This is a genomic window from Weissella sp. ESL1156, from assembly GCF_058505625.1.
The window spans coordinates 1,629,554-1,641,497 of record NZ_CP196372.1; the positions used below are offsets into that span (position 1 = coordinate 1,629,554).

The window sequence follows — 11,944 nt, forward strand, 5'->3', positions numbered from 1 at the left end:
TCACACGAAAATTGATTTATATGGGATAATGGTCAGATAAACTTAACGTTATTAGGTTATTAAGGAGTTAGTCAATGACCGATGAAGAAAGATTACACCAATATCAAGATTTATTAGATGCTGGTGTTATTACACAAGCAGAATTTGATGAAATGACGATACATTTAAGGGAAAGAGTGCGGACGGATTTGGCGCAAACGTCTGCTGATGAGACACCCACGGTAGAATCAAAGACAGCAGTAACTAAAAATTCGTCTACAAATGAAACAGACGGTGACCTTGAATCATCAATAATGCCCACTGCTAGTGAGACGACAATCAATACACCAGATAATAAAGTTGATGATATAGAAGAAGATGTTGTGACGGAGGCGGTCAACAAAGAGCAGACAACTTTGGTAGCTGGGCAAGAACAACAAACACCAGAACATCAGCAACAAAAACATCGTTATGATATGGTCATTGCAGTGGCAGTGGTATTAATTGTTTTAATTGGTGGTGGCTTTATTGTTGTTCGTCATAATCAGCAAAACGCTCAAATTGGCAACGAAAAAACGAAACGTTCGTCAACAAAAGCGGTTGCTTCATCAAAAAAAACAACAAGTAAAAAAGATCATCAGAAACCAGCAAGTCGTCACAAGAAAAAGACGACGGCAAAGGTTGCCGCTCAGTGGTCAACTAATCAGACAAAAGAATTGGCTGCTTATATGGATATTTGGCAAAATGCCGTTGGTCAAACATATGTTGGTACATATAATGGGAATACGCCACAACATTTAGCTTATAAATTCCCAGCAGCATTGCAAAAAGGTCAGTTAGATGGCCATTTGAAGTTGGATAATCATGACGTAAAATTTACTTGGTCACCAAAAGCTGACAAAAAGGCGGACTATCAGGTTGTTGCAGTTGCAACCGGTTCACGTCAGGGTTCAAGTGGACCAACAACTTATTTCTTTGTCATTCATGATGGTCAAGGTATTGTTTATGGCACAGAGACAGCTAGTGGTGATGATTTAGAATTGGCACAAACACAAAATGCTGACCTACAGAACAATTTTGCTAGTATTGTGAACGAATCATCTTCATCATCAGCTGATTCTGAATCACAAACTGACATTACACTTAATGATGGGACGACGGTTTCTGAATCGTAGTTATTAACAGTCGGCACATCATGAAAAGAGAGTGTTACAGTAAGGCTTCAGTCTTTTGGAACACGTTTAAAGACGTTAATCTACCAATCAAAATTGATAGATTAGCGCCTTTTTCAGTTGATCATAACGACTTATGTCTCAGCCCCTTTTTAATTTTAGGTTGCTGTTTAAAACCTTTACGAGCCATTGAAAAACACATATACTTACTTTTAGTTAATTAAAAACAGGAGCAGGAGAACGTTAAATATGAAAACAGAAAAATATGATATTGAACATTTAACGATACGGGTAGTTGACGAACAACGGACACGCGTATTTTATGAAAAGGTACTCGGACTAGTTGATGTGGATTCTGATGAAAAACATATTGACTATGCATTTCGCCAAGGAGAAACGCCATTCCTGACGACATTATTACAAGGGACACCTCAAACCGTTGCACAAACAGGTCTATATCATATGGCGTTACTGTTTCCGAATGCGGCTGAATTGGCTTCAATATTAGAACGGTTGTTAACCTTACAAATTCCGGTGGGTGCTGGTGATCATGGTGTTAGTGAAGCACTTTATATTAATGATTTAGAAGGCAATGGTATTGAATTATATCATGACCGTGATTTTCGGACTTGGCAATGGCATGATGGCCAAGTGACAATGGGGACGGATGAAGTTGATGGTGATGCACTTTTGGCGAAAAAAACACATGCATGGACAGGATTCCCTGCAGGAATGAAAATTGGTCATTTACATTTTATGGGGCGTGATTTAGCAACAGCAGATCAGTTTTTCCTAAACTTTTTACAGATGGATTTAGTGACTGACATGGATTCAAGTGCGCATTTTTACTCAAATAATCATTACCACCATCATCATGCAGTTAATTTATGGCAAAGTCATAACAGTGATTTACGACATATCACAGAGGCAGGTTTAGTGAGTTGGGACGTACTTGTAGATCAACAATATTTTGAACAATTAATGCAACGGGCTAAATCCTTGCCGCAAGTAAAACAATTAAATCAACAACAAATTATCGTTAATGATCCAATGGGTACAACATTGACGATAAACCATCTATAAAAATAAAACAGAAGGGCTGAGACATCAGTCGTTACAATCGGCTTCAAAACGTTTTTTGTCATACCCTCTTTTTTGTCGAATAAAAAATAATTGTCTTATATCAAGGTATGAGCATGAAGGTATTAAAAAAGTATAAATGAGGATATAATGAGGCTTATTAATTTGGATTTGAAGGTGGTGAGTGTGTGAGTATTTTTAAAAAACTAAGTTGGTATTTTAAACAAGAATGGCGCATTTATACTGTGGGTATCATAGGACTGTTATTGACAGCACTGTTTGGCATACTACCACCTTGGATTATTGGTCATTTAGTGGATTTAATTCGGATGGATCGGTTAACGGGACGTTATCTAGGATTGCTTTTGAGTGGCCTGGTAATTGTTGCAGTTGTCCAGTACATCGCTCGTTATATTTGGCGTAATGCCATTTGGGGTGAAGCAGCAAAACTGGAATCATTATTACGCCATCGTATTTTTTGGCATTATATGAAGATGGATACGTCATTTTTTCAACGTTATCGAACGGGTGATTTGATGGCGCATGCAACAAATGATTTATCAGCAATCCAACGTGTTGCTGGTGGTGGTATTTTACAATTTGCTGATTCAGCTATTACTGGAGGTACAACGTTAATTGCGATGATGGTGGTTGTTGATTGGCGTTTAACGCTAATTGCTATTTTGCCATTACCATTATTAGCAATCATGGCCCGTGTACTGGGAAGTAAAATGCACGCTGCATTTAAAAAATCACAAGCAGCTTTTTCACGATTAAATAACAAAGCACAAGAAAGTATTAGCGGCGTAAAGGTGATTAAAAGTTTTGGGCAAGAAGCAGAAGATATAGCAGACTTTAATCAGCAAATTGATGATACCATTGTCATTAATCGGCGGGTAAACAAATTAGATGCATTATTTGACCCGATTACGACAATGATTATGGCAATTTCATATGTTGTGACGATTGTTTATGGTGGTCATTTGGTTAATGCTCAAATAATTACAATTGGTTCTTTGGTATCGTTTGTGTCATATTTATCAATGTTAGTTTGGCCGATGTTTGCGTTAGGCATGTTATTTAATACCTTGGAACGAGGAAATGCTAGTTATGATCGGATAGCAACCATTTTGGCAGAACAAAGTAGTATTCAAGAACCCAAAGATGCGATTACGCAAGAACCCAAAGGGAGTATTGATTATCAAGTAACGAATTTTACATTTCCACAAGCGAACGCTCCGGCACTGACTGATATTGATTTTCATATTGATGCCGGTGGCACATTAGGGCTGGTTGGTTCAGTTGGTTCTGGTAAGAGTACAATTATTCGATTGTTATTACGTGAATTTGATCATTATCAAGGTGTCATTAAATTCAATCAGACTGATATTAGGCAATATCAGTTAGATGCTTATATGCCAGCGATTGGTTATGTACCACAAGAAACATTTCTTTTCTCAAATACAATACGTGAGAATATTCGTTTTGCACGACCTCAGGCAACGCAAGATGAAGTTGAAAAGTCAGCCTTAAAAAGTGATTTAGCAGAACAAATTGCTTTGATGCCTGACGGTTACGATACACAAGTTGGTGAAGAAGGTATTTCATTGTCAGGCGGTCAACGACAACGATTAGCGATTGCACGCGCCTTATTGATTAATCCAGAATTATTGATTTTAGATGATGCTTTATCTGCAGTTGATGCGGAAACCGAGACCGCGATACTGCAAACCTTACGGCGTGAACGCGCAGACAAAACAACGATTATTGCTTCTCATCGATTAAGTTCTGTCATGAATGCTGATGAAATACTTGTATTACAAAACGGCCGAATTATCGAACGTGGTTCACACGAACAGTTATTAGCACAAGATGGTTGGTATGCGCAAACATTTGATTTACAGGCATTAGCTGTAGAAGGAGAGGTGTAAAGTGGCAAAAAAAACAGAGTCTATTTGGGCACACAGCATTCCCTTTAAACAGCAGTTACGTATTATTAAACGATTATTCCGTTTTGCAAAACCATTTAAATGGTACTTTTATTGGTCAATTTTTTTTGCAGCGATCGTTAGTGTTGTGAATATTTTACTACCTAAAATTATTCAAATTTACTTAGATCACTATCTTGCCAAAGAAAATGCAACAGTTGTGATCATTTGGTTTTTTGCAGGCTTATATTTATTTGGCATGATCATTAAAGCCATTACGCAATTTGCACAAACGTACTTATATAGTATGGGATCAGAGTACATGTTGGAGGATACACGGCGCATTTTATTTAAAAAACTTCATCAGTTGGGGATGCGTTACTTTGATCAAGTACCTAGTGGTTCAATCCTTTCGCGTTTGACTAATGATACAATGGCTTTTCAGAATTTTTGGCAATTGTTTAGTAGTTTGATCATCGCTGGGTTTGCGATGGTAACAGCATTTATTGCAATGTACACCACTGATAAAACAATTGCATTATGGTTAATGATTTTTTGGCCAATTTTGGCGTTGATTATTTGGTATTATCAGAAATACAGTTCCCGAGTTTATCGTCGTATGCGTGAAAAATTAAGTGCATTAAATAATAAATTAGCGGAGTCAATCAATGGGATTGGTGTTATTCAAGAGTTTAGACAAGAACGGCGTGTCGACAGCGAATTTCAAGACGTTAATCACGAGTATTTAGATACTCGTCGTGCTATGATACGAGTCAATGCGTTACTACTAGGTCCGGTGATTAATTTATTCTACGCACTAGGAACAGTGGTTGTGTTAGGCATGTTTGGCGTACAAGGACTTCATACCTTTGTCGCGGCAGGTGTTGTATATGCATTTGTCACGTATCTTGAGAATTTTTATAATCCGTTAACACAAGTGATGGAATATTTTAGTGATTTTCAAGATGGAATTGTGGCAGGTGCGCGTGTATTACGCATCATGGATGATCAAACACTCGTTCCCCAACAGCATACAGATGCTGATGCGCAATTACTACAAGGGAAAATTGAATTTCGACACGTCACTTTTGCATATGATGGTCAACATCCGATTTTAAAAGATGTTTCATTTACTGCGGAACCGGGACAAACAGTCGCATTAGTTGGTCAAACAGGTAGTGGTAAAACTTCAATTATTAACTTACTGATGCGCTTTTATGAATTTGGATCAGGGGAAATTTTGTTGGATGGTCGTGATATTCGTGACTATTCGATGAGCGAATTACGTAAGAAGATGGGGCTAGTTTTGCAAGAACCATTTATGTTTTATGGCACGATTAATTCTAATATTCGATTATATAATGAAAACATCACAGATGATCAAATTGTTGCGGCAGCAGAATTTGTTAATGCAGCTAGTTTCATTAATAAATTACCCGACCAATATCAGACAAAAGTGATTGAACGAGGTGCGAGTTATTCGACGGGTGAAAAACAACTCATTGCCTTTGCACGAACAATTGCTACGAATCCTAAAATTTTAATTTTGGACGAAGCAACTGCGAACATCGATACTGAGACAGAACAATTGATTCAACGTAGTTTGACCAAAATGCAGGCTGGACGAACAACGATTGCCATTGCTCACCGATTATCAACGATTCAACATGCTGATATGATATTAGTATTGCATCAGGGAAAAATTATTGAGCGTGGTACAAACGATGAACTAATGGCAAAACAAGGTGTCTATTACGGTATGATTCAAAAACAAAATATTGCGTATGATTAGCAAAAAATGAGTAATAGTGGTTTACTATGACGTATAGACTTTAGTTTATGTAGGCAAGATGTCTTTTAAAAACGGTTTAATTTTGAAAAGAGGGAAAATAATGACAACAGTTTATGATTTTACAGAGACGGAAATGAACGGAGCAACAATCGATTTGAAAGATTTTGCGGGCAAAGTCATCATTATTGTGAACACTGCTAGTAAATGTGGATTAGCGCCCCAACTTGAAGGTTTGGAAAAATTGTATCAAGAGCACCAAGATGAAGGATTGGTTGTGCTGGGCTTACCTTCAAATCAGTTTAAGCAAGAACTGGCAACAGATGAAGAAACCAATGATTATTGCCAAGTACATTATGGGGTGACTTTTCCAATGACCAAACGAGTAATGGTCAATGGCAAAAATGAAGATGCATTATTTACGTATTTAAAAGATAAATCTGGTAATGGGTCGATCAAATGGAACTATACGAAATTTTTAATTGGACGTGATGGACAATTGCTTCATCGTTATGCCCCAATTACGACACCAGATAAAATGACTGATGATGTATTAGAGGCATTAAAAACAACAGTTTAATGGCTTAAATGTGATTTTAAGAACAACCCAATACATTAATTTAAAAATAATTTTCTATTGTGTAAACGTTTGCTTGTTAAAATAATCACTTTTGTGGTTGCTACATTAGGCTTTCCTGAAAACGGGATTTATATTGTTCCGTCTCAGGGGGTTCGTATGAGTTGTCACCCGTAAAATTAGGGGATAAAATGTAGGTATTCACAAGATGTTTTTTTGCGAATTGATGATGATAGTATTTATTTTAAACATTTATATGTTATTGGGGGTATTAACATGAAGGCAGCAGTATGGCATGGTGTAAAGGACATTCGTGTTGAAGATGTTGATTTAAAGCCTGCAAAGGATGATGAAGTTGTCATTCGCGTGGCTTATGCAGGAATCTGTGGTAGTGACTTGCACGAATACTTAGAAGGACCAGTCTTTATCCCGGTTGATAAAGTTGATGAATTGACTGGTGGTGAGGCACCATTGACAATGGGTCACGAGTTCTCAGGAGTGATCGAATCTGTTGGTAAGGATGTTAAGCATTATAAAGTTGGTGACCATGTTTCTGTAAATCCAACGGTTACGCATGGTGAATTGCCAGATGATATTGATGTTTATGGTGGTTATAGCTTCATTGGTTTAAGTTGTGATGGTGGTTTTGCTGCGCATGTTAATGTACCAGAGAGTAACTTATATGCATTACCAGCTGACTTTTCACTAAAGTTAGCAGCAACGATCGAACCAACAGCAGTTGCTGTACAAGCCGTTAAAGAAGGTGGCTTGAAGTTTGGTGAAAAGGTTGCCATTTTTGGTGCTGGACCAATCGGTGTGTTAGTTGCCGCAGCTGCTAAGGCTGCTGGTGCAACGAAGATTGTTGCTGTTGATTTGTCAGCTGTTCGTTTGGAGAAAGCATTGACAATGGGCGCAACTGATGTTGTTAATCCTGGCGAGGTTGATGATGCTGTTGCCGCTGTCCGTGATATTTTGGGTGGTGGTGCTGATGTATCATTCGAAGTTGCCGGTGTACAACCAACCTTTGAACAAGCGATTGCGGTCACTAAGGCACGTGGTACAGCAGTTATTGTCTCAATCTTTGCTCATCCAATTTCATTTGACCCAATGCAGTTGATGAATGCGGGTGTTAAGTTGACCTCAACGATTGCTTACTCACGTGAGACATTCCAACAAACGGTTGACCTTGTTAGTTCAGGTCAAATTAATGTTGAGCCAGTTATCACCGATATTATTGGACTGGATGATGTTGTTGAGAAGGGATTTGATCGTCTATCATCAGATAAGTCACAAGCGAAAATCTTGATTGACTTAACAAAGGAAGATTAATTAAATCAAACAATGATGTAGGAGAGACTAAGGCTTTGAGTTAGCTTTGGTCTCTTTTATGTTTATTAAGCTTATTAAAAATAAGTGTTTACAACTTTGTAAAAGTAAGTTAAACTGGTACCAACGGCATGAATTGTTGTACATAATAAACAAATTTAAGGAGAATTAAACATGAAATACGGTATCATTGTTGGGTCACTTCGTAAGAACTCATACTCATTGGGTGTTGCTGAGGCATTGGTTGCTGGTTTGCCAGCAGATGCTGAAGTGACTTATTTGGACATTGCAAAGTTGCCATTGTATAACCAAGATTATGATGAAGCTTCACCTGCCGAATATACAGCATTCCGTGAAGCTGTTAAAGCACAAGATGCATTTATCATGGTAACGCCAGAGCACAATCGTAGTGTGCCTGCCGCATTGAAGAATGCCTTGGATGTTGCTTCACGTCCTTGGGGACAAAGCGTTTGGGGTGGTAAGCCAGTTTTGCCTGCATCACAATCAATTTCAGGTATTTCAGGTGTTGCTGCTCATCACGTTTTGCGTAACTCATTAGATTTCTTGGATATGGCTATTATGCACCAACCAGAATTATATATTGGTAACACAGCTGATATTTCTGATGAAAATGGTAAGATTACAAATGAAGGTACGAAAGAATTTTTGGCAGGCGTTGCTGGTCAATTTGCTGACTTTGCAGCAAAGCACAATGCTTAATTAGGTAAAGTGCCAAATCTAAACAGACCTAGGCAGGAGGATTAACTGCTTAGGTCTGTTTTGTTATTTATCAATCATGTTGGTACTTGTATATTTTTAGTAAATTTTCTATATTAATATGAGTGATTAAAAATGACAATGGAGGCACTATATGAAAAAGAAGTGGTTATTTACATTAAGTATTATTTTGCTGGGTGTTGTTATGCGAGCAACTTTCACGACAATTCCAGTTGTGATTAGTAATGTGGCGCATACATTCGGACTACCAGTCAGTCAACTAGGTATATTAACGACTTTACCATTATTAACATTTGCAATTATTTCACCAACCACGAGTTATTTTACGAGACGATTTGGTATTGAAAAGACGTTGTTGGTAGCCTTATGCTTGGTATTTATCGGTTCGTTTTTGCGTATTTTAAGCGCACCAATGCTATTTATTGGAACAATTTTAGTCGGGGTAGGGATTGCTTTTATTAATGTATTGCTACCAGCAACACTGGTAAAATTTACACCGAATAAAATTGGTACATATACATCATTGTATAGCACAACAATGACTTTGATGACAGCAATTTTTCAAATTATTGCTGTGCCCATTACGAAAACATATAGTTGGCAGACACTAATTCTATTTCTTTCTGTCATCGTTCTGTTAGTTGTGATCACTTGGTTGCTACATATGCGGGTTAATGTTGACCGAACGAATAAACAAAGTGCAAAACATGTGACGCAAGCAGAAGAGTCAGTACATCCTTGGCAAAATAAATATGCTTGGGCAATGTTAGTGATGGCAGGTATTCAATCAGCCGTCTTTTATACATGTATTGCTTGGGTACCAACCGTTGCCCAACAAACAGGTCTATCAGCAACGCAATCTGGCTGGGTAATTGGTGTCATGTCGTTGATTGGTATACCAGCCTCAATATTGGTTCCCAATTTTTTAGAACGAGCTGGTTATCAACAACGCTTACGATTTACGACTGGGGCAACGATGCTTTGGTTGATTGCCATTTTGATGATGTATAACCGTCATGCTGGTTTGATTTGGTGGTTTGTTGTCACTAGTTTTATCGGTATTGGTGGCACGGCGGTATTCGTCTATATGGTAACTTCTTATGCCATTAGGACACGTAATCCATTGGAAAGTTCGGCATTGTCAGGAATGGCACAAACGGGTGGGTATCTCATTGCTGCCGGTGGTCCATGGGCATACGGTGTACTGTATGCGAAATTAGATCATTGGTTTTTACAGAATACCGTGATGGCAGTGGCTATTGTTATCTTTATTGGTTTAATGTGGTTTGTTGAACGTGATGAAACAATTTTTGAGTAAATAGGTATGTTCCGTTGATGTTGGCAGCTGGTTAACGTTAACGGAACATTTTTAGTTTGGTTAAAACTTCGCTGATCGTCACCAGTTAGTTTTGATAAAATAATGGTCACTAATAGGAACGAGGATATTCAGATGGCAGCAAATTTAGAAGTACTGACTATAGATGATTTTATGGCTTTTAAAGATGATGACTTTAAACATTTACAACATGATGTTGCTGCTCTAAAACATGATAGTACACATTATAATCATGAAATTACTGAATTAAAAAGTGATGTGCAAGTTTTGAAAAGTAGTGTGACTGAGTTACAAATTGATGTTCGCTATTTAAAACAAGATGTGACCGAATTAAAGCAAAATGTTCAGGAATTAAAATTAGATATGACGGAGGTAAAAGTTGGTTTAAAGACAATTGTGGCAGATATGCGGTTTTTTAAATGGTTAATTGGTATGAGTGTCGCCTTACCAAGCATGATTTGGATGATTCAACAACTCTGTCGTTTGATTGGTTGTTCAATTGATTAATTGAGATGATCAGAAAACTACTGACTGAGATTAATTGCCTGCTGATAAGAAACTAGTATAATAAAAGACAGTAATGCTAAAGATAATGAGAGAGAAGATATGAGTCATACAATCATGCCTGTTCGATTAGGGCAAAAACTGACAGGGCAAGTAGTAGAAGTCCTTTATAATGGATTCGGAGTTGTCATGTTAGGTGACTATCCGATTCATATGGCGAATGCTTTTCCAGATGAAATAGTGCAATTTGAAATTACACAGGTTAATAGAAAATTTGCTCGTGGTGAGGTAATTAAGGTAATGAAGCCATCACCAGATCGCGTTGAAATTGGTAAGGATTATTTACTAGATGTTGGGATAGCACCTTACATTAATCTACGTTATGAAGCGCAATTGCGTTTAAAACAAAATCAAGTTAGAAAATTTTATGAGTCAAGGGGAATTGATGCAACAATCGCACCAACGATTGGTATGGCGAATCCCAAACATTACCGTAATAAGACAGTTGTGCCAATCAAACGCGTGGGTAATCGATTGGTAACAGGCTTTATTAAACGCCGAACACCAGGTGAAATTTTGCCATTACACGATTATTATGTGAATGATCCGATTATTGATCAGACAATTGGCACTGTGCGCGATATATTGAATAACCATCAAATTTCTGTGTTTGATGACGCAACACAACAAGGTGAAATGCGTTATATTATGGTACGCCGTGGCTATTACAGCCACGAGTTGATGGTCGTGTTGGTTTCACAAACAGCAACGATTAAAGATGAAACTGCAATTGCAGCAGAAATAGCAGCAGTTGTACCAGGTATTTGTAGTGTTGTATTAAATTATAATCCACGAGCGCAACATTTATTGATGTCAGGTGATAATCGCACATTATGGGGAACAGATGCAATTCATGATACGTTGTTAGGTATTACGTTTGAAATTGGACCAAATTCATTTTATCAAGTGAATCCACAGACAACAGAAGTGTTATATGCTTTGGCTGCTGAAAAAGCTGAACTACAATCGACCGACGTTGTCATTGATGCTTATTCAGGAATCGGAACAATTGGATTAACAGTAGCCAACAAGGTTAAGCAAGTTCTTGGTGTAGAAGTTATTGAACGAGCAGTTATTGATGCACAGAAAAATGTTGAAAATAATCATGTGACAAATGCAACTTTTGTGACAGCGGATGCACCTGAACAAATGCGTCGGTGGCAAAAAGCAGGATTACATGCCGATGTTGTTTTTGTTGACCCACCCCGCCGTGGGTTAACGAATGAATTGTTAGATGCCGTGACAACAATGCAACCAAATCGTTTTGTTTATGTGTCTTGCAATCCGGCAACAATGGCATGCGATGCAAAATATTTGATTGATAAGGGGTTCCATATTAAAGGCGATGTACAACCATTAGATCAATTTCCACAAACAGCACATGTCGAGGTTGTGACAGTGTTTGAACCTAATAATAAATAAGCAATAGCGTTTTTAGATGAATTTAGGAGCTAC

The 11,944-nt window shown here is 37.8% G+C and carries 10 protein-coding genes; all 10 read left to right on the forward strand.

All coding sequences use genetic code 11. From position 1 onward, the window contains the following. Nucleotides 1-74 precede the first annotated feature (74 nt). Nucleotides 75-1,154: a DUF4767 domain-containing protein gene (locus tag ACSKY2_RS08340; RefSeq protein ID WP_489877429.1), complete on the forward strand. Its 1,080-nt coding sequence runs from the start codon at nucleotides 75-77 to the stop codon at nucleotides 1,152-1,154. Nucleotides 1,155-1,400: 246 nt separating this feature from the next. Continuing rightward, complete coding sequence (locus ACSKY2_RS08345) at nucleotides 1,401-2,234, forward strand: VOC family protein (RefSeq protein WP_489877430.1); 834 nt, start codon at nucleotides 1,401-1,403, stop codon at nucleotides 2,232-2,234. Nucleotides 2,235-2,419: 185 nt separating this feature from the next. Then, nucleotides 2,420-4,162 (forward strand): ABC transporter ATP-binding protein, encoded by a 1,743-nt coding sequence (locus ACSKY2_RS08350; RefSeq protein ID WP_489877431.1) that lies wholly within the window; start codon nucleotides 2,420-2,422, stop codon nucleotides 4,160-4,162. A 1-nt stretch (nucleotide 4,163) separates the two neighbouring features. Continuing rightward, nucleotides 4,164-5,951 (forward strand): ABC transporter ATP-binding protein, encoded by a 1,788-nt coding sequence (locus ACSKY2_RS08355; protein ID WP_489877432.1) that lies wholly within the window; start codon nucleotides 4,164-4,166, stop codon nucleotides 5,949-5,951. Nucleotides 5,952-6,051: 100 nt separating this feature from the next. Continuing rightward, on the forward strand, nucleotides 6,052-6,528 hold the full coding sequence (locus ACSKY2_RS08360) for a glutathione peroxidase (protein ID WP_489840204.1): 477 nt from the start codon (nucleotides 6,052-6,054) through the stop codon (nucleotides 6,526-6,528). A gap of 273 nt (nucleotides 6,529-6,801) precedes the next feature. Next, nucleotides 6,802-7,854, forward strand: a complete 1,053-nt coding sequence (locus ACSKY2_RS08365) for a 2,3-butanediol dehydrogenase (protein ID WP_489877433.1) — start codon at nucleotides 6,802-6,804, stop codon at nucleotides 7,852-7,854. A gap of 171 nt (nucleotides 7,855-8,025) precedes the next feature. Beyond that, nucleotides 8,026-8,571, forward strand: a complete 546-nt coding sequence (locus ACSKY2_RS08370) for an NADPH-dependent FMN reductase (RefSeq protein WP_489877434.1) — start codon at nucleotides 8,026-8,028, stop codon at nucleotides 8,569-8,571. A gap of 151 nt (nucleotides 8,572-8,722) precedes the next feature. Further along, on the forward strand, nucleotides 8,723-9,907 hold the full coding sequence (locus ACSKY2_RS08375) for an MFS transporter (protein ID WP_489877435.1): 1,185 nt from the start codon (nucleotides 8,723-8,725) through the stop codon (nucleotides 9,905-9,907). Between the two features lie 132 nt (nucleotides 9,908-10,039). After that, entirely contained in the window at nucleotides 10,040-10,432 is a 393-nt protein-coding gene (locus ACSKY2_RS08380; RefSeq protein ID WP_489877436.1) for a hypothetical protein, read from the forward strand. A gap of 99 nt (nucleotides 10,433-10,531) precedes the next feature. After that, nucleotides 10,532-11,911, forward strand: a complete 1,380-nt coding sequence (gene rlmD / locus ACSKY2_RS08385; RefSeq protein ID WP_489877437.1) for a 23S rRNA (uracil(1939)-C(5))-methyltransferase RlmD — start codon at nucleotides 10,532-10,534, stop codon at nucleotides 11,909-11,911. The last annotated feature ends 33 nt before the right edge of the window (nucleotides 11,912-11,944 follow it).